The organism is Sphingobium fluminis (assembly GCF_037723805.1).
Lineage (GTDB): Bacteria > Pseudomonadota > Alphaproteobacteria > Sphingomonadales > Sphingomonadaceae > Sphingobium.
In genome coordinates, this window is the sequence record NZ_JBBJUK010000002.1 from 135,073 (window position 1) to 153,964 (window position 18,892).

17 protein-coding genes and 4 pseudogenes are annotated in these 18,892 nt (G+C 60.8%); 15 read left to right on the top strand and 6 right to left on the bottom strand.

The features are described from left to right. Positions 1-67 precede the first annotated feature (67 nt). The 4 genes from WG907_RS06740 (at position 68) to WG907_RS06755 (ending at position 4,877) form a co-directional block, all read left to right on the top strand. Positions 68-406, top strand: coding sequence for a hypothetical protein (locus tag WG907_RS06740; protein ID WP_340231987.1), 339 nt, complete (start codon positions 68-70; stop codon positions 404-406). 107 nt (positions 407-513) lie between these two features. Continuing rightward, positions 514-2,400, top strand: coding sequence for a molecular chaperone HtpG (gene htpG / locus WG907_RS06745; RefSeq protein ID WP_340231988.1), 1,887 nt, complete (start codon positions 514-516; stop codon positions 2,398-2,400). A gap of 373 nt (positions 2,401-2,773) precedes the next feature. Further along, on the top strand, positions 2,774-3,679 hold the full coding sequence (locus tag WG907_RS06750; protein ID WP_340231989.1) for a tyrosine-type recombinase/integrase: 906 nt from the start codon (positions 2,774-2,776) through the stop codon (positions 3,677-3,679). A 4-nt stretch (positions 3,680-3,683) separates the two neighbouring features. Next, on the top strand, positions 3,684-4,877 hold the full coding sequence (locus tag WG907_RS06755) for an IS91 family transposase (RefSeq protein ID WP_445326775.1): 1,194 nt from the start codon (positions 3,684-3,686) through the stop codon (positions 4,875-4,877). Between the two features lie 379 nt (positions 4,878-5,256). On the opposite strand, the gene WG907_RS06760 is transcribed toward WG907_RS06755, so the two are convergent. Continuing rightward, positions 5,257-5,526, bottom strand: coding sequence for a hypothetical protein (locus WG907_RS06760; protein ID WP_340231990.1), 270 nt, complete (start codon positions 5,524-5,526; stop codon positions 5,257-5,259). A 162-nt stretch (positions 5,527-5,688) separates the two neighbouring features. Here WG907_RS06760 and WG907_RS06765 point away from each other — a divergent pair, with 162 nt between their 5' ends. Together WG907_RS06765 and WG907_RS06770 are read left to right on the top strand one after the other, a co-directional pair. Beyond that, the gene (locus WG907_RS06765; RefSeq protein ID WP_340231991.1) at positions 5,689-5,901 is read left to right on the top strand and encodes a hypothetical protein; all 213 of its coding nucleotides are present in this window, start codon (positions 5,689-5,691) and stop codon (positions 5,899-5,901) included. A 44-nt stretch (positions 5,902-5,945) separates the two neighbouring features. Further along, positions 5,946-6,164, top strand: coding sequence for a hypothetical protein (locus WG907_RS06770; protein ID WP_340231992.1), 219 nt, complete (start codon positions 5,946-5,948; stop codon positions 6,162-6,164). A gap of 35 nt (positions 6,165-6,199) precedes the next feature. Here WG907_RS06770 and WG907_RS06775 read toward each other — a convergent pair whose 3' ends face one another. Beyond that, positions 6,200-6,655: a DUF1810 domain-containing protein gene (locus tag WG907_RS06775; protein WP_340232467.1), complete on the bottom strand. Its 456-nt coding sequence runs from the start codon at positions 6,653-6,655 to the stop codon at positions 6,200-6,202. Positions 6,656-6,684: 29 nt separating this feature from the next. Beyond that, positions 6,685-7,200, bottom strand: a complete 516-nt coding sequence (locus tag WG907_RS06780) for a glycine zipper 2TM domain-containing protein (RefSeq protein WP_340231993.1) — start codon at positions 7,198-7,200, stop codon at positions 6,685-6,687. Between the two features lie 756 nt (positions 7,201-7,956). Between WG907_RS06780 and WG907_RS06785 the strand changes: the two are divergent. Continuing rightward, positions 7,957-8,411: pseudogene (locus tag WG907_RS06785) on the top strand (transposase); the annotation flags it as partial. 40 nt (positions 8,412-8,451) lie between these two features. On the opposite strand, the gene WG907_RS06790 reads toward WG907_RS06785, so the two are convergent. Continuing rightward, the gene (locus tag WG907_RS06790) at positions 8,452-9,675 is read right to left on the bottom strand and encodes an IS256 family transposase (RefSeq protein ID WP_340231994.1); all 1,224 of its coding nucleotides are present in this window, start codon (positions 9,673-9,675) and stop codon (positions 8,452-8,454) included. 57 nt (positions 9,676-9,732) lie between these two features. On the opposite strand from WG907_RS06790, the pseudogene WG907_RS06795 reads away from it, so the two are divergent. Both WG907_RS06795 and WG907_RS06800 read left to right on the top strand, forming a co-directional pair. Next, positions 9,733-10,458 (top strand): annotated as a pseudogene (locus tag WG907_RS06795) (IS3 family transposase); the annotation flags it as partial. Between the two features lie 21 nt (positions 10,459-10,479). Beyond that, positions 10,480-10,791, top strand: a pseudogene (locus tag WG907_RS06800) (pirin family protein); the annotation flags it as partial. 202 nt (positions 10,792-10,993) lie between these two features. Here WG907_RS06800 and WG907_RS06805 read toward each other — a convergent pair. Continuing rightward, positions 10,994-14,638 carry a tetratricopeptide repeat protein gene (locus WG907_RS06805; RefSeq protein ID WP_340231996.1) on the bottom strand — a complete coding sequence of 1,215 codons (3,645 nt, stop codon included), beginning with the start codon at positions 14,636-14,638 and terminating at the stop codon, positions 10,994-10,996. 129 nt (positions 14,639-14,767) lie between these two features. Beyond that, positions 14,768-15,004 (bottom strand): annotated as a pseudogene (locus WG907_RS06810) (tyrosine-type recombinase/integrase); the annotation flags it as partial. A 90-nt stretch (positions 15,005-15,094) separates the two neighbouring features. Here WG907_RS06810 and WG907_RS06815 point away from each other — a divergent pair. The 6 genes from WG907_RS06815 (at position 15,095) to WG907_RS06840 (ending at position 18,865) form a co-directional block, all read left to right on the top strand. Further along, positions 15,095-15,430 carry a hypothetical protein gene (locus WG907_RS06815; protein WP_340231997.1) on the top strand — a complete coding sequence of 112 codons (336 nt, stop codon included), beginning with the start codon at positions 15,095-15,097 and terminating at the stop codon, positions 15,428-15,430. 1 nt (position 15,431) lies between these two features. Beyond that, positions 15,432-15,761, top strand: coding sequence for a hypothetical protein (locus tag WG907_RS06820; protein ID WP_340231998.1), 330 nt, complete (start codon positions 15,432-15,434; stop codon positions 15,759-15,761). A gap of 113 nt (positions 15,762-15,874) precedes the next feature. After that, positions 15,875-16,141 (top strand): hypothetical protein, encoded by a 267-nt coding sequence (locus tag WG907_RS06825; protein ID WP_340231999.1) that lies wholly within the window; start codon positions 15,875-15,877, stop codon positions 16,139-16,141. Positions 16,142-16,150: 9 nt separating this feature from the next. Beyond that, on the top strand, positions 16,151-16,786 hold the full coding sequence (locus WG907_RS06830; protein ID WP_340232000.1) for a TraE/TraK family type IV conjugative transfer system protein: 636 nt from the start codon (positions 16,151-16,153) through the stop codon (positions 16,784-16,786). Next, the gene (locus WG907_RS06835; RefSeq protein WP_445326776.1) at positions 16,770-17,537 is read left to right on the top strand and encodes a type-F conjugative transfer system secretin TraK; all 768 of its coding nucleotides are present in this window, start codon (positions 16,770-16,772) and stop codon (positions 17,535-17,537) included. Before WG907_RS06830 ends, WG907_RS06835 begins: the two co-directional genes overlap by 17 nt. Further along, entirely contained in the window at positions 17,534-18,865 is a 1,332-nt protein-coding gene (locus WG907_RS06840; protein ID WP_340232001.1) for a TraB/VirB10 family protein, read from the top strand. Before WG907_RS06835 ends, WG907_RS06840 begins: the two co-directional genes overlap by 4 nt. Positions 18,866-18,892: the final 27 nt, after the last annotated feature.

Here is an 18,892-nt window from a genome sequence, read left to right on the forward strand (position 1 = left end):
TGATCCCCAGCTGCGGTCGGTCCGATTTTTTTGCGTTTCCCCTCCGTGAGATGGCGCAACGCGGCTGATGGCGATCTGGGAAGCGCCTGGCGCACGCCATGGTTTGAGGAAAGAGACGGAATATCTGATTGTAACGGACAGCACAGACGTGGCCGATATCGCAATCTCGACATGGACCACGATGGCGGATCGCTTCTCCACCATCGCCAACACCTTGGTCGAGGCAGCGCCGCACATCGCGTCCATGTCGAGGCGGTTGCAAAGTAAGCCTGCCCTGGCGCGACTGAATAAGGCGTCAATCAAGGAACAAGGCGATGCTTATTGTGGCGGTGAGATCGAGAAATCCCTGCGCAGGGTTGCTGTGAAACAAAGGTTGCGACGAAATTCTGTTTGGCACCGCTTTTGACAGGCAGGGCTAAGAAGGGCGGTGCTTTCAAGCTCACCTCTTGAATGGAAATCGCATTCGATCCATCTGACCGTCGCACAGTCTGCCATATGAGAGAGCGAAGACCCATGACGACCGACACCGTGAGCGCCCCTGAAACGCATGCCTTCGAGGCGGATGTTTCCAAGTTGCTGCACATGATGGTGCACTCGGTTTATTCCGACAAGGACGTGTTCCTGCGCGAACTGATCTCCAACGCCGCCGACGCGTGCGAGAAACTGCGCTATGAGGCAATTTCCGATCCGGCCCTGTTCGGCGACGATCCGCAGCCGCGCATCACGCTGGCGCTCGACAAGGAAGCTGGGACAATCGTCGTCGAGGACAATGGTATCGGCATGAGCGCCGCCGACATGGGGGAGACGCTGGGCACCATCGCGCGGTCGGGTACCAAGGCCTTTATGGAGAAGCTGACCGCTGACAAGAATGGTGAGGGCCAGCAATTGATCGGCCAGTTCGGCGTCGGCTTCTATTCCGCTTTCATGGTGGCGGGGAATGTCGATGTCGTGTCGCGGCGTGCGGGAACTGATGAGGCCGCCAGATGGTCGTCGGATGGCCTCGGAACATACACGATCGCGCCAGTCGACACCGCGGAGGCGCCAGCGCGCGGCACCCGGGTGACTCTCCATCTGCTGGATGATGCAAAGACCTATGCCGAGCGTTACACGGTCGAGCGGATCGTGAAGGCGCAGTCGGGCCATGTCCCCGTGCCCATCTTCATCAGAGAGGTGGGCAGCGAGGAGGAAGAGCGCCAGGTCGCTGATGGGGCGGCGCTCTGGACCAAGGCGAAATCGGATATCAGCGAAGAGGATTATGCCGACTTCTACCGCAGCGTCGCGGGCCAATTCGACAAGCCGGCGCTGACGCTCCACTATCGCGCGGAGGGGCGCCACGAATATTCTGTGCTGACCTTCATCCCCGAAACCAAGCCGTTCGACCTGTTCGACCCCGACCGCAAGGGTCGGATCAAGCTCTATGTCCGCCGCGTCTTCATCACCGACGAGGCGGAAATCCTGCCTCGCTACCTGCGCTTCGTGCGGGGTCTTGTGGACTCCGCCGACCTGCCGCTCAACATGTCGCGTGAGATGATCCAGGACAGCCCGGTCTTGTCCGCTATCCAGAAGGGCGTGAGCAACCGTATCCTGTCGGAACTGGAAAAGATCGCAACCAGCGATGCCGAATGCTATGTTGCGATCTGGGAGAATTTTGGGGCGGTGCTCAAGGAAGGCCTCTATGAGGATTTCGAGCGGCGCACGCAGTTGCTGGGCCTTGCCCGGTTCAAGACCAGCACGTCGAACGGCGAGTGGCGCTCGCTCAAGGACTATGCGACTTCCCTCAAGGACAACCAGACCGCGATCTATTATGCGACCGGGACCGATCTCGATCGCATCGCTCAATCGCCGCAGCTCGAGGGTTTCAAGGCGCGTGGGATCGAGGTTCTGTTGCTTCCCGACCAGGTCGACAGCTTCTGGACGACCGTTGGTGTGGATTATGACGGCAAGCCATTCAAGTCGGTGACCCAAGGCGCGACCGACCTCAGCCTGATCCCTCTGGCTGAAGGCAGCGCAGCGACGGACGCGCCAAGCGAGGATGTGAGCAGCTTCATCAGCTTTGCCAAGGAAGCCCTGGCCGAACAGGTGTCCGATGTCCGGGTTTCCGACCGGTTGACGACCAGCGCCGTCTGCATCGTCGCGTCGGAGAGCGCGATGGACCTGCAACTCGAACGGATGCTGGCAGCGGCCGGACAGGCGCCCGAGCGGGCGAAGCCGGTGCTGGAAGTCAATGCCGTCCATGCGCTGATCGCCAAGCTCGGCCAGACCCGAGCGAGCGATGAGGAGCGAGCTGACCTTGCCTTCCTGCTGCTTGACGAAGCGCGTATCGCAGAAGGTCAGCCACCCGCTGATCCTCGCGCTTTTGCTGAGCGGCTGGAGCGGTTAATGGCGAAATCGCTGAACTAACGCATAATGTCCCGACAGCGAGGTTAATACTTATCCAAGTCCAGGCCGTGAGCGCTCGGCCTGAAGCGGAAATAAGGGTGCCGATCGTTTGGCCCGTTAATGGGAACGGTCGGCACCGGCAGTCATGGCAGCGTCAAATGCCAGACCTGACCTTTTAAGATGCCTTCCTGTGATCGATCCTAATCAGACGCCCAGCGGCCAATTTGCGCTCCCTAGGGGCAGACCGTCAGCTATTCCAGCGGCTGTCGACCAGAGCACGAACCCGCTCCGCGGGAGAGTCGCTTGGGGTGAGGTAGCGTAGTATTGTTCAGGCTTTGCGGGCGGCTATGTCGCCTTGCGACCGTGGAGTTCCTTCAACGGAGAGGAACTCACCATGGATACTATGACGACCGCGATCCCAACCCATTCGCTGCGTGAGCGGATGTTGCAGGACATGAAGATGCGTGGCTTCGGGACGCACACGCAGAATGACTATATCCGACATGTCCGGAACTTCGCCGCGTTTCTCGGCCGCCCCCCGGACACGGCTACGGTGGAAGACCTCCGGCGTTATCAGGTCGACCAGCACGAGCGCGCCGTGGGGCCGGCCACGATCAATGGGGCCGTGTCGGCACTGCGGTTCCTCTTCGGGATAACCCTCAGGCGGCCGGAGATGGCGCTAGGGCTGGTCGTCGTTCGCTTCACACCCAAGCTGCGGGTGGTTTTGAGCGTCGAGGAGACAGCGCGGCTGCTCGAGGCGGCGCCAGGCATAAAGTACAAGGCAGCCCTCAGCGTGGCCTATGGCGCGGGCCTGCGGGTCTCGGAGGTCGCCCACCTCAAGGTCGATGATATCGATAGCACCCGGATGCTTATCCGCGTCGAACAGGGCAAGGGACGCAAGGATCGCAATGCCATGCTCTCACCGCATCTGCTGGACTTGCTCCGTCAATGGTGGCGCGAAGGCAAGCGGCGCGGGACGATGTTGCCCCATGGCTGGTTGTTCCCTGGGCGCAGCGGCACGGATCCGGTCTCAGCGCGCCAGTTGCATCGCGTCGTGCAGGAAGCGGCCGAGCGCGCCGAGATCCACAAGCGGGTAAGCCCGCACACGTTGCGGCATTCGTTCGCCACTCACCTGCTCGAACAGGGCGTCGATATCCGGGTTATCCAGGTCCTGCTGGGACATGTGAACATCAACACGACCGGCATCTATACCCAGGTCTCCAGCAAGACGATGCGGGCGGTGGCCAGCCCGCTCGACCAGATCGTGGCCGTGATGGAAGGCAGGGCACCTCCCGGTTGAGCCGGTGCGTATCTCACTCGAGGTCGCCGATATCTTCCGGAGCAGTGGGCCGGCCTATCGCACGGCCCATGCCGGGCATCTGAGCCTTGGCCAGCTCAAGGTCATGACGGCCATCGAGAACTGCCGCACCGCCGCGTTGGGCGGTCACGTCGAGGCCTGTGACGACTGCGGGCACTGGCGTATCGCCTACAACTCGTGCCGCAACCGGCACTGCCCCAAGTGTCAGGGCGCCGCCGCGCGCACCTGGCTGGCCGCGCGCGAGGCCGACCTGTTGCCGATCGGCTACTTCCACGTCGTGTTTACCGTGCCCGCCGAGATCGCGGATATCGCGTGGCAGAACAAAGCGGTGGTCTATGATCTGCTGTTCCGCACAGCTGCGGATACCATGCTGACCATCGCCGCCGATCCCAAGCACCTCGGCGCGCGGATCGGGATCACCGCCGTGCTGCACACGTGGGGATCGGCACTGACCCACCACCCGCATGTGCACATGATCGTACCCGGCGGTGGCATCGCGCTCGACGGCACGCATTGGGTCTCATCTCGCCCTGCCTTCCTGTTACCAGTGCGCGTGTTGGGCGCGCTGTTCCGCCGGCTGTTCCTCACACGCCTGCTGGCGTTGTTCGACGCTGGCAGGCTGGCTTTCTTCAACGCCTTGGCCGACCTGGACTCGCGTAAGGCCTTCCTGCGGCATCTGTCGCCGATCCGGAAGAAGCGCTGGGTGGTCTACGCCAAGCCACCCTTTGCCGGACCGCAGGCAGTGCTGGCCTATCTCTCGCGCTACACCCACCGCGTTGCCATCTCGAACCGGCGCCTCATCGGCTTCGACGAGGCCGGAGTGACATTCCGGTACAAGGATTATCGCCGCGATAGTGCTGAACGCCAGCAGGTCATGACGCTGGCGACCGACGAGTTCATCCGCCGCTTCCTGATCCACGTCCTGCCGCGCGGCTTCCACCGCATCCGGCATTACGGCCTGCTCGCCAGTTCGACGCACAAGGAGGCCATGGCGCTCGCCCGCAGGCTACTGGGCGTTGCTGCGCCGATCGAGGAACCCGAACCCGACGAGTTGCCCGATCATCGCCCGCCATGCCCATGTTGCGGCGGGCATATGACTATCGTCGAAACCTTCGTCCGCTGGTATCAACCGCGCGCACCACCAACGCCAGCCTCACACGCCCGGAGACATGCGCCATGATCCGGCATGGCTCGCCCTACATGACGGTCGCGCCCATGGTGTCCTGGCCGATGACCCAGTGCATGCCCATCACAGAATTACGCCGGGCCCAGGGCACACCGGCCAGCAACACAAACGCACCTAGCAATCTGACGCCGCACGAAATCACGTTGATCGGACCAGCAGCGGCACTTCTGGATCAACAGCGCTTACCCGCCAGGACCATCCCAAAGCCTTTTTACCCATAGACCGGCACGTGGGGCCCGCGGGTTCCTGCACTGGAGGCTTTCGTACGCAAGCGCCCGAAACCCTTCACAAACCAAGCCAAAGTGGTTTGATAATCCTGACCAAGGCTGCTCGATCGAGAGCGCTCGGCGAGCAGCTTGGACTACCCGCCCCTTCAGGTCCCAATTTCTCCCTCCTCCCACGACAGCGCGTCAATGCCCAGCTGGTGCATCTGTTTTACGGCCTCGAACGACCACAGCCGGTCGCTGTGCAGCCTTAGGCCAAGCCAGCGCGTGTCGCGGTGCCAGCTGATCTCGATCAGCTGCTGGCCGGTGTCGGGATCGCTGGCGGTGATGCGGTCGTATCCGTCCGGGTTGCCGCAGACGCGGTCGGCGTCGAGGGTGATACCGTCGAAGGTGAGGGTTGTGGTGGGTGCATTGGTCATGCCGGGCACCATATTGTGATCGTTGGATGTGGACCAGTGATCGCGTGTCCAACTGGCCAGATCGTGAGCTAGAATTACCTGCCGAACCTACCATCATGTCTTGAACGTGGAACAGGCGCTTCCTTCCGCCGTTGGCCCATATATCCCGATCAGGAGAGCGTCATGGAAGAGAAGCGGTTAGGGCAAAACCCGGAAGCTGAGGAGCGGCCCGCTGAGCCCGGCGTATACGAGCGCGCTGCGCCGGGACCGCATGACGCGGCGCCAACGGGCAAGGAGCGAGACCTGATCGACGCGGCGCAGCGCCGCGCCAAACGCGACCGCGAGGCGCTTCGTGCCACCGGACATGGGGATCATCAGGGCGAAGAAGGCTTTTAGCGCGGGCCGCGCTATCGCGGCCCTATCATGAGCGGAGACACACTATGCCTAGCAAAGAAAACGGCTTCGACCCGACAGCCGGTCAGAACGACGAAATGCCCAGGCGCGGGCCAGCGGGCGGCGTGCAGCCGAACGCAGACGATCTCGATCCGCGCACGCGCGGCGGCAATCCGCAGGAGGACGTGGATGACAGACCGAACGTGGGCACCGTAAAGCCGGAGGATTATCCCGCGAAGGACCGGGCCGACTCCCGCCCTGATTGATCCTATCTACCGGGCGGGCATGCGGGATGGGGTTACTATTGACCAACGGTCGGCTTCGCAGGCCCTCGTGACAGCAGGCGCAGGGTCGCTTCGTCCCGCATGCCGCCAAACCACCGCTCCAACGCCGCGCTGAACAAGGTGCGGCCGCCCGCCGCCTCGAATAGGGTCAGCGACGACCGCAGCTTCATGGCGTCGGTATCGCCGAGCACGCCAACCGCGCTGTTGCACTGCGGGAGTTCCTGCAGCGCCTGGACGGATTCGTACAGGCGGCTACCTAGTGTCGGGTGCGCGAGATAGGCGCGGGCCTCGTCCAGCGACGTGATTGCATAATGCTGCGCTGTCGGGCTGCGGCCTAGGCCGGCGATCTGCGGAAAGACGAACCACATCCAGTGGCTGCATTTCCGCCCCCGGCGAAGCTCGTCGAGGGCGGTGGCGTAGGTGCTCTTCTGTGCGTCGAGGAAGCGCTGGAGGTCATGCGGATCGGCATGCATCATTGCAGACTCTTGCGTATAGGTAACGATCAGCGGCAGCGTATCTCTTTGTTTTGCTGTTCGATCGCTCGGCCTGCCAAAGCTCCCGCAGCCGCGCCCAGCAGCGTGCCGACAGTTCGACTGCGGCCGCCATCTATCACGTTGCCAAGGACGCCGCCGGCCGCGCCTCCCACGATCAAGCCTGTGGTGCCATCGTTGCGCTTGCAATAGTATCGGCCATCCATTCCGCGATACACGCGGTCGTCGTTCGACAACACCCTTTCCCGATAGTTGGGGTTTGCCCGATAATAGCGAGCCGCATCATATCCATTCTCGTCGCGCTCGTCATCGTAATATGCACCACGGCCGCTACGCACGGGCCCGCCGCGCGAACGGGCGTCTTGGTAACGGCGATACTCGTCCTGAAATACTTGAAGCTCCCGGTCGAAGCGTGCCTGAGCATCATCGAACCTGCGTTCGTCCGCAGCGGTCTGCGCCATCAGCGGTGCGTGCCCGCAGGTTACCGCTGTGGCAAGCAGCGCGGCGATGTGAAAAACCCGTTTCATGTCCATCCTCCTGATTATGCGCGCACAACGCACGAGCAGGGGAAATGTCGCATGGCGGTGGCTGGTCAGGCGACGGACGGTATTTGGCGAAACATCAGCCTAAACGTCCGATACTCGGTCGGGTTCGGCCAGCCCGCAATTTTGCGACATGCCCCACTGGGTGGTAGGCGGCAGTCCGTTTATAACAAAAGATCGCTTAAGCAGACGGGAAGGCGGTCACATTATAATAACGCTACCGCTAGATAATCGTGCCCGAATTACGGAGCGAAGTTTATGCGTCGAACAACGGTCACCGCACTGGTGTGTGTCTTCGCATCGCAGGCGTGGGCAGAACCAGTTACCGTCCACAGGAGTGGGCGGCCCCCTCAAGTGCTTTTCAGCGAAAAGCGATCGTCTTGTATGGCGCATGAGGGACGACGGTGCGTAAGGATCAGAGCTTGTCCACCGCCAATTTTCTCTTCAAGCACAACGATGGATGAGAGACGACATCGGATGAGAGAATGGGTCCGCAAGAACCCCTCGCTCGCATCCTGCTATAACTCATATTTCAACTGAATGCGGATCAATGACGCTTTGAGTTGGAAATCCGAAAAGCCGCTCCCAGGTCACGAGTTGCCTGTCCGCTTCTGGTCAAGCTGCTTTACAGTCGACCGGTCCGCAAATGATCGACGGTTGGCATTGCATCGATGCATTTGATCTGCCCCCCGCTGAGTGGCCCAGAGACTATGATAGTCTGGACCACGAAAGGGACGACGAATGCCGAGCAAGAAGCACAAGCCGGAAGAGATTATCGGCAAGCTGCGTGAAGTTGAGATTGTGCTGGCACAGGGATCGAGCACGGCCGAATCTTGCCGCCGGATCGCGGTTAGCGAACAGACCTACTATCGCTGGCGGAAGGAGTATGGCGGCCTGAAGACCAACCAAGCGCGGCGGATGAAGGATCTGGAGAAGGAGAACCAGCGGCTTCGCCGTGCGATTTCCGATCTGACCCTGGATAAGCTGATCCTCCAGGAGGCGGCAAAGGGAAACTTCTAAGCCCCGCGCGGCGGCGACGCTGCATTGATCATGTGCGACGAGAGTTTCCGGTATCCGAGCGACGGATATGCCGGGTGCTGGGTCAGCATCGATCGACACAGCGCAAGGTCCCGCGCGGGGCAGATGAAGAACAGGCGCTAACCGAGGACATCATCGCACTGGCAAAGCAATATGGGGGACTGTCAGGATTTCCGTGTGTGGGCGGGCGGTTGAACATTATGCCGCCATGGCTCGGATGAAGCGTTCACCGAAGATTACGGCGAACTGGGCTTTTGCCATGGACCACTCACGTGGCGGCATTTTCCACTCTTTCTCCGACCTATTCAAGATCAGATAGAGCAGCTTGGTTGCGGCCTCATCGCTTGGGAAGTGGCCTCTGGCCCTGACGGCGCGGCGCAGCTTGGAGTTCAGGGCCTCGATTGCGTTTGTGGTGTAGATGATCCGGCGGACCTCGTCAGGGAACGCAAAAAACGGGATCACCTCTGCCCAGGCGCGCCGCCAGCTCTGGCCGATGGCGGGGTAGCGCGTGCCCCAGGGGCCAGCCTCGAACGCGGTCAGCGCCTGTTCGGCCGCATCGGCGCTGGGTGCGCGGTAAATCTCCTTGAGCGCTGTCGCCAGGCCCTTGCGGTCCTTCCATGAGACAAAGTCCATGGAGTTGCGTAGTAAATGGACGATGCATGTCTGCACGATCGCTTCAGGGAACACGGCGGTGATCGCCTCCGGGAAGCCCTTGAGGCCATCGACAACGGCGAGCAGGATATCCTCCGTGCCGCGGTTCCTGAGCTCGTTCATCACCCGCAGCCAGAACTTGGCGCCTTCATTCTGCTCGAGCCACAGGCCCAGCACCTCCTTGGCGCCATCGGCGCGAACGCCCAGGGCGATGTGGATGGCTTTGTTGCGGATCATCCCCTCATCTCGGATCTTGACCCGGAGAGCATCGAAGAAGACCAGCGGATAGATCGCATCCAGAGGCCGCTGCTGCCAGGTGGCCACCTCGTCGAGCACGGCGTCGGTCACCGTGCTGATCAGGTCTGGCGATACGTCGATACCATACAGATCGCGCAGATGCCCGGTGATCTCGCGGGTACTCATGCCCCGCGCATACATCGAAATGATCTTGTCATCGAAGCCGGGGAAGCGCCGTTGATACTTGGCGATCAGCTGAGGGTCGAAGCTCGACTGACGGTCGCGCGGGACATTGATCTCCAGCTTGCCGGTCTGGGTCATCACGGTCTTCCGGCCATAGCCGTTGCGCGTGTTACCTGTACTGTCCTCGCCAGCAAGATGGTGATCCATCTCGGCGTTCAACGCCCGCTCGGTCAACGCCTTCTTGAGCGAATCCAGCAGACCACCCTGATCAAAAGCGGCGCTGGCAGCTCCGCCCGCCAAAAGCTGATCGAGCAACTCGTTCGGTATTACGGGTTCTTTGCGTCGGGACATAGTGGGACTCCTTTTTACCCATTATGCCCGCCCGCACACGGAAATCCTGATACTCCCCAATATGGTGGATACGGCTACCGCCGGGTGACGGCGTTGCTGTGCCATGCGGGTTGGACGGTGAACCATAAGCGGGTCGAACGGATCTGGCGGCGTGAGGGGCTGAAGGTTCCGCAGCGCCAGCCAAAGCGCGGGCGTCTATGGCTCAATGACGGATCCTGCTTCCGCCTGCGGCCGGAATATCCGGGACATGTATGGGCCTACGACTTCGTCGAAGGGCGCACGCATGATGGCCGCAAGTTCCGCATCCTGACCATCATCGACGAGGCCAGCCGGGAGTGCCTAGCGCTCGTCGTGGCGCGTCAGCTCAAGCACGAGGATGTTCTGGCGGCCTTAGCCGACCTGTTCATCTCGCGCGGCCCTCCGGCACATATACGGTCCGATAATGGCAGCGAATTTATCGCGACCGCCGTCCAGCAATGGCTGGGACAGATCGGCGTGAAGACGCTCTACATCACACCGGGATCACCATGGGAGAATGGCTATAACGAAAGCTTCAACAGGTCGCTTCGCGACGAGCTACTAAATGGTGAGATCTTCTACAGCCTCGCCGAGGCCAAGGTGCTCATCGAAGCGTGGCGGCGGCATTACAACACCGTCCGCCCGCACAGCAGCCTTGGCTACCGACCACCGGCACCTGAAACGGCCTCACCGCCATATCCGGCCTCCGGTTCCGCTTCGCTCCACCTCCACCCGGATATGGCGGCGGCGAGCATAATCCACTAACAAACCAACCGGTCCACTCGGTGGGGGCAGATCATTCCGAAGGGCGAGCGCACCGGCCATTTCGTGACGCTGGCGTCGGGCTATGAGAATGACAATGACGCCCTGCCGATCCGTACCGATGCCCGCATCGTCGCGGCGACGCTGAAGGCAGGCGAAAGCGCCGAATATCCGGTCGGCCGCGACCGCAAGGCCTATCTGGTGCCCGCCACCGGCGCGATCCAGATCGACGATGTCCGCGTCAACGCCCGCGATGGCGCCGCGATCAGCGACCTCGACGTGATCCGCGTCACCGCGATCGAGGATAGCGAGATCGTGCTGGTCGACGCGGCCTGATCACATAGGAGGAGTTGGTGCGGAGCAATCCGCGCCAATTCTCAAGCCCATTTCGACCCTTATAGGACATTCAGTCGCAGATTTTTGATGCTCAGGTCCTGACCGACCGCTTTTAAATGTACCGCCTGCAAAACTGGCCGGCTTCAAACCGCCAACCCACGACAACAGAGATCGGCTCCGATATGACTAAAAGCTCACGCTATCATGGTACAACACCATATCGTTCAAAATCCGCCTTGATCTCAGGAGCATTCTTCAGCGCTGCATCCTCATCGACTCTCGCTTTTGACGGATTCCCCTTCCGAGCCCAGACAATTGACCGTCCCATCAGGGAAGAAGGAATATTTGAATTTTTCGCCAGCGCACGATCGTAATCGGCAAGTGCCTCCTCGTTGCGCCCCAACCGGAGCAGAACAAGTCCGCGACTATCAAGGAAGCTCGCCTCGTCCGGTCGTCCCTTTAATGCTTCGTTACAATCAGACAGCCCAGACTCGAGGGAAACGCCAGCCGTCGCCTTGGACCAGCACATATTATTGAAAATTACTGGATCAGATGCATTTTTCCTAGCATCGGAAAAGTCAACCTCCGCGCGCTTGGTATCCCCTGAACGTGCATAGGTAATGCCACGGCTGACAAGCAATGAGCTATCCTTTGGCGAATTGGCTAACGCATCTGTATAAGTCTCGATTGCTCCACTGAGATTGTTTTCCTCCTGCTGCAATTGCGCTTTTGCTGACAGCGTTTCAGCATGTCTGGGATCAAGTTTCAGCGCAGCATCGATGTCGGCGTGCCTTCCCGCCAAATCCTTTTTTGGACGACGAAGACTGCGGTTTAGGTAGATATAGGCCTCAGGCTTGATGGCAATGGCGCGGTCAAACGCCTTCATCGCGTCCGCATCCCTGTTGGTGGCGCTGTATATGTTCGCCGCCACCACATAGGCCTGCGCATCTTTTGGATTATTCGAGATGGCCCGATCTGCTTCCAGTGCGGTGGCTGTGAGGTCCCCTCGCCGACGATAAATGTTGGCGCGCAGTAGGTAGAGGTCAGTCCAGTCAGGCTGCAACTTGAGAGCTTCGGCCGCATCGGTCAGGGCGGCATCCTGGTTGCCAGCCATCATGTTCGCTTGTGCTCGATGCCCCAGGGCGAAACCGCTTTCTGGTTCCGCTTTCAGAGATTCCGAAAAGGCACTGATCGCGGCTGGCGCATCGCCCTTTTGCTGCGCCAGCAGGCCGCGCGCGCGCAATATGAGAGGATTTTGAGGATTGATCTTGGCTGCCGCCTCCAAATCCTTCATCGCTGCGTCACGATCCTGTTTCCAGACATGTGCCATTGCACGGTTGGCCATGGCCCATTCATTGGTGGGATCGATAGCGCTGGCTCGATTGAAATCCGCTATGGCCTCATCATACCGTTGAATGTCGAGATAGTAATTCCCCCGAGTGACATAACCACCGGCGTCCTCTTTGTCTTTTTCAATGGCCGTGGAAAAATCGGCCAGCGCTTTGTCGGCGTTGCCAACAGCTTGATAAGCGCGGGCGCGATGCTCAAGCGCATAGTCATTGTCGGGTTCTTTCGCCAACGCCCTTGTGTAAGCGTCAATGGCCGCATCGGGATGCTTTTCTGCATCAGCAAGCATGCCCTGTCCGATAAAATTCTGAACAAACTCGGGATCGATGGCTTCTGACTTCACAAGATCGGCCCTAGCGCCGACGAGGTCACCTACCTGAATGCGAGTGATGCCCCGGTTAGACCATGCGTAGACATTACCTGGATCAAGTTCGACGGCCTTATCATAATCAAGAAGGGCTTCTTTGCGCATGCCGCGGTTGATGAATGCCTTTGCGCGGCTCACATAGCCTGACGAGGTTGTGGGAACTTCGGCGCGAACTGCGGCTACATCCTTACCAGTGTAAGCATAGCTGGCAGGCATGCGTAAGGTTGCATTCTTGTCCGCCAGGGTACGTAGCGCGGCTTGCTCTGCCTGAGCATCCTTGGCTGGAAATTCTGGAATGACGCTGCGTTCGGTCTTCTCGATCACAAATATGCCATTTTCAATCGTGGCGTGCCGTCGATACTCTATTCCTCCGGCCTTCTGATCGACTTCCATGTTTGTACCGAGCTTGAAGTCACCAACTGCTTTTGGAAGTATGATCGTTTCGCGCACCCGCGTGAAATACGGGTAAGGAACGGCAAAAGGCGCGTCCTTGTCTGTTCCAGGGTCACGGGTGAAATCGGCGCGATAGCCTACATTCGTGCCATCGGTCTGATAGTTGCCATTCGCCCAGTCGAGTTTGGCGGTGCCTTCCATGGTCAGGCGCTGCTCTCCGGTACTCGCATCGAAGCGGGCGCTCGACGATTTGACCTCAATGAAGTCGTACTGATTTTTCCAATAGGCCTTCAGCGCTTGATCACGCGCAGCGGTCGCTAGATTGGCGAGTCCTGTATTGATCGAAATGGCTTCATCACCACGCACGATCGTTTCAATAGTCGTTGGAGCTGGAGCAGATATTCCCGCGCTTGCATCGATGCGGATGGATGTATCGCGGGTCGGCGTACTCAACGGGTCGGGCAGCATCCGGGTGAGTGCCGCTCCCTTGGCAACCAGCGGCAACCCCCAGCCAAAACTCGGCACCTCAAGCCTGTCTAAAGCGGTATCCCCGATCCTGGTTCCATCCATCCAATATGCCTGACCGGCTACTGTTGCCCGGACGATGACATGATTGAATAGTCCGACGATGGGCAATCGCGCATCGAGTCCATCTCCGAAAGTAGTGCTGACGGCGACAGGCTCAGCGGGGATATCCAGGGCATGCAGCAGGGCGAGAAGGAGAGCCGTCTTCCCTTTGCAATCACCATATCGGCGAGACCATGTCGTTTCTGCATTTGCCGGTACATAGCCACCAGCGCCCATGGTCAGAGCAACATACCGTACCCGATCTTGAACGAGAGCAAGTGCGGCTTGCGCGCGAATTTTGGGGTCGGTAGACAGGTTTTTAATACGATCCAGTTCGGTACGTAATGATCCTTCGGCAGAAAGAGTGGCGGCTTTGTCGTATAATGGAGCCATGAGATTGCCGATGTCGGCCCACGAGGCATAGTCTGTTGCCTCTACCAAGCGGCCGATCTGATACCGAAGCGGGGCACCTTTGGGGGGAATGACCGGCTCCACCTTGTCCAGCAAAAGTTCTGCTATCGAGGTGTCGCCAGATTTCCTCACTTTAAGCTCTGGAAGCGATCCGGTCGACCGTAGCCGCACCGGGAGGGATGCGGGCCACTGAATCTTAAGATGCGCTCGATCGACAGCCAAGCCGTTCCAGTTTCCCGCGATCTGTTCGACATGGCCCTGCAATGTCGGGTCACTCGATGACAGAGACATCGCAAACTCGATGATGTCGCCCACCTGCAGGCCTTCCGGCTGGATGTTCGCTGTCAGTACGCCGTCGAGCGTGGCGCTTTCAAGATTTTGTTCGCGTCGGACCACTGTGAAGGTCTGGCCTGCCGCGAGGACATCAATGACCTCACTGCCGCGGCGGATGTGTAACTTGTGTACAGTCAGGACATCGGTGTCCGGACGCCAAGGAAAGGACAGGTTGCCAGCCGCCAGCCCCTGAGGCGTCTGAATTTTTATGGCGATGTTGGAATAAACGATCTCCTTGCCGCGTTCTAAGTGAATTTGCTGGTCGGACAGCAATATGCGAATCGGAGATTGGTCATCCGAATCCGGTGAGGCGGGCACGGATGTCGGCTTCACCCAGGAAGGCGGGGGAGCAATAATCGGCTTGTCCTCAGCGGACGCAATGCACGAAAACGCGCTCGCTGCGAAAAGAGCAGCAACAAAGGCCTTCATATATCCCCCAACGAACATCAGCGTTGCAGCATAGCGGCCACACAGCCAAATTCTACGTCTACCTCGCCGGAAGAAACCGCTTCGCACTTAAATGACTGGCTCCTCGTCGGCGCGAGGAGCCAGCCGGCCTTAAATCTCTGTCCCTTCTGCTAAAGTTAAGGCATCCTCCACATCAACTCCAAGGTATCGCACCGTGCTTTCTATTTTCGTGTGCCCGAGCAAGATTTGGACAGCGCGAAGATTGCCGGTCGCCTTGTATATGATCGATGCCTTGGTCCGCCGCAGGGAATGGGTTCCATAGTCCTCGCTAGGTAAGCCAATTCCAGTGACCCATTCATCGACCAAGCGGGCGTATTGGCGTTCGCTCGCTGAATCCTCGATCTCGTCAGACACCCGCCACCTCGCTCAAAGAGCGGCAATCATCCCGGCGAATGGGCACCGCGCAAGGCGGCCCTCATGACCCGGCTGGATAACCAATCCTTTGAGACTAGCTTTTATGGCGATGTCGTTTTCGCCAGCCCCCATGAGATCCTGGAAGGCCCGGACGGCAAAATCATCCGGATGCTGAAGACGGGACATCGTCGCGACGAGGACGCCGACAGTCTTGATGCGCGTACGATTGGGGTAGCAGCCGACCAGGCGACGGCGCGATCGGCACATCCTCGACACCCCGAAATGCCGATGGCCTGGCTCTTTCTGGAGCCATCCGGTCAGGCCGTGGGCCGACAGCGATCCCTCGTCGATGCCGGCAAGTATCCATTTGGACGGCTCCCCATCCCCTGGAGTATCTAACATGCGCTATCTCCACATTCCCCAACGGATCAGAAAATATGGTTTCGCGGCCGGCGACGCGCTCGTCGCGCTGCTCCTCGCCACGCTGGTCACGAGCGCCGCCCACGCCTTCAAGGCGCCGGTCGCAACCGATCTTGGTTTCGATATCTACGACATCGTCGTCAACAAGGGCGTGAAGGGCCCGCTCGGCTTCGTGGGCGGCGTCGCCGCCTTCCTGTTCGGGGTCTCGCGCCTCTTCTCCAACATCATGATCGGCATCCCGACGATCGTCGCCGCAGTCTGCCTCATCAAAGCGGACTCGATCCTCAAGACCTTCGGCATGCTGATCTGAACCATCTGAACATGAGATCCGGCGGCTATTTTTAGGTGGGCCGCCCGGACGGAAGGGCGATCGTGCCCTTCCATTTTTGGACGCCTGATCAGTATGAAGCAAGGGAGAAGGACGTGGACGAGAGACTTCCGCAATTCCTGCACAAGCCGGTCCAGATCCTCTGGTTCGACGCCCAGGAATTCATCGTCGTGGTATCGACCATATTCGTCGCCGTGATCCTGGGCGGCCTTGGCGGTTGGTGCCTGGTCGGCGCCCTTCTCCTCTTCATACCCTGGAAGCGGACCAAGCCAAGGGGGTTCATCCCGCACCTTGCGTGGCGCTGGGGGCTTCTTCGCCTGCCCCATTATCCCGGGCCGACCCAGACCCGCTTTTACGAGTGAGGCCGCCCCATGTTCCGCCGCGCCGAACCCTCCGACACCGCAGACCCGTTGCTGGGCAAACCGCCAAGCTTTGGCATTCACCGGTATCTCCAGGGGTCTTCGAACCTCTTCGAAGAAAACAGGCTGCTCAAATTCGCGATCGCAGGCCTCTTCGGCATCAGCTGCGTCCTTGGGGTCGTCACCTACTCGTCGAGCCAGAACCAGCGCACGGTCGTCGTGCCCTTCGGCGCGGGCGGTGATCTCTACGTGACCGGTACGAAGCCGTCCGAGACTTATCTTCGCACCATGACGCGGCACATCGTCGCGCTCTCGGGCACCTATTCTCCTTACTCGGCCGACAGGCAGTTCCAGGAATTGCTGAGCATCGTCCACCCCTCCGCCTACAATGCCGTGCGCGACAGTTTGAACCGCATCCTGGACGAGCTTGAGCAGAACCCGACCCTCTCGATTGCGACCTTCATCCGCCAGGATCAGCCCGTCGCCTGGTCCGACCGCGAGATCCTCGTGCCCGTGGAGAAGGTCCGCGTGATCGGCGGCGTGGTCCGCAAGTTCCACGGTAATTTGCGCATCGGCTTTGCCGTCGATGCCGGCCGCTTCTGGCTCACCCAGCTTTCAGAGGAGAATTTCGATGGCGAAGTTCAGTAAAGCCCGCCGCGCGGCCATGCTGGCCTGTGGCCTTGTCCTGACCGGCACGGCATCCGCCCAGACGATCACCGTCCTTCCAGAGCAGACTGCCACGATCCGGCTCTCGAACCGCGACGTCAATCATCTCATCTGCGACGGCGGCGAGATAGAGGATGTCCGCTTTTCCGCCGAGAAGGGCCTCGCCGTCGAGCGCGGAGGCGCCGACGCGTGGATCAAGTTCCTGGTGAAGGAGACCGACGATCTGGGCGCCGTCACCCGCAGCTATGTGACGACGCCATCGGAATTCTTCGTCACCTGCAACGGCGCCATCTACCCGCTCTACGCCGAACCCACCGACATCCCCGCCCAGACCGTGAGGCTCGCTCCCGGCAAGAGCCAGCGCGCCCGGGCGAATGAAAGCCTGCTCGGGCCTCTGGTCGAGGAAGAACGCGCCGTTTCGGTGAGCCTCGCGCTCCTGCAAGACCGTGTTCCCGCAAGTTTCACCGAGCGCGCCCCTGCGGCAGATCCCATCATCCTTGGTGCAGCGCCTGGCCTTCGCATCTCCGAGCGCCGTCACATCTTGATCGAGGGTGCCGCGCTCTCGGCCTCGGAATATCTGGTTCAGAGCGACGCGACGGTCACTCTTGATGAACGCCTGTTCCTCGACGCGGCCTTCGGCACGCGCATCTTCGGTCTCACGATCGATCGCCTCGACCTTCGATCGGGCGAGACCGCAAGGCTGATCGTGGTCCGGCAGGCGGACAGGCTGTGAGCGGCGACGATCAGGAGCCCGCAGCTGGCGGCGAGCAGAAGGGCCGGGGCCGCAGCCGTGCCGGACACCCCCATGGGCAAGATGCACGCAGGCCTCACGGGACACAGGTCCGTGGCCCCGCCCTTCTCGCCTTCAAGGCGCGCTGGGAAGCCCTCGATCCGAGGCACCAGCTGCGCCTCAAGCAGGCGGCGGTCGCGCTCAGCATCGCAGCGCTCGGGGGTGGCATCTATGCCGCTTCGAGCAGTGCCGATCAGGACGAGACACCGCAGGCCCCCGCCGCGAGCCTGGACATGGGCGCTGGCCTTCGCGGCGACAGTCTCGAATTCAAGATGCGCGGCGACCTTCAGAAGATATTGGAAGGCCAGACGCTTCTCAACGACCGCGTGACCGCCATGGAGGAAGGACGGCTCGCGCCCGGCGCAGGCGCCCCCGCCGCGGACAGAGAAGGCGCGCTTCCGCAGGCGCTTCCGGGCAGCATCCCCGATTTCCCCGAACCGCCCTCGCCCAGCGATATCGCCGGCGCCGACGGGAGCCTGCCGCCGCCACCGGCCGCGCCTGTCCCTGCAGCGCCGCCGGCTCCGCCGGTCGAACGCCAGGTCGGCGCCATCGGCAGCGCTTCGACCATAGCCCTGCCGGCCGATGGGCCGGGGTCCGCCGCTGGAGATGGCTCTAAAAAAAAGTCGAGGACGATCTATTTGCCGCCTGGTTTCATGAAGGCGCGGCTTTTGACCGGAATCGACGCGCTCGCGAGCCGGGACGCGACGAGCAACCCCGAACCGCTGATCGCGCGGGTCCAGGCGCCGGCGGTCCTGCCCAATGACGTCAAGGCGAACCTCTCGGGTTGCTTCGTCATCGGCAACGCGACCGGCAGCCTCGCCAAGGAGCGGGTCGAAGTGCAACTGGTCTCCCTCTCCTGCGTCGATTTCAAGGAGCGGTCGGTGGTCGATCAGCCAATCAAGGGCTTCTTCGTCGACACCGACGGCAAGAAGGGCCTGTCCGGCAAGGTCGTCACCCGGGCCGGCGCGGCGCTGGCACGCAGCTTCATCGCCGGCACCGTGAGCGGAATGTCCCAATCGGTCGAGACGACATTCGGTGAGACCTCGACGTCCGCGCTCGGCTCGGTCCGCTCGTTCGATCCGGCCGATGCCGCCAAGTCCGGCATCGCGGGCGGAATTTCCAAATCGTCGGAGAAACTCACCGACTTCTATCTCGATCTCGCGCGCCAGGCAGGTCCGATCGTCGAGGTGGGCGCCGCCAAGGATGTGGTCGTCGTGATCCAGGAGGGCGTCGCCCTCGAGATCAAGCCCACCGCCGCCACCCAGTTCTGAAGCCCTTTATCCAGCGGAGACATGAAG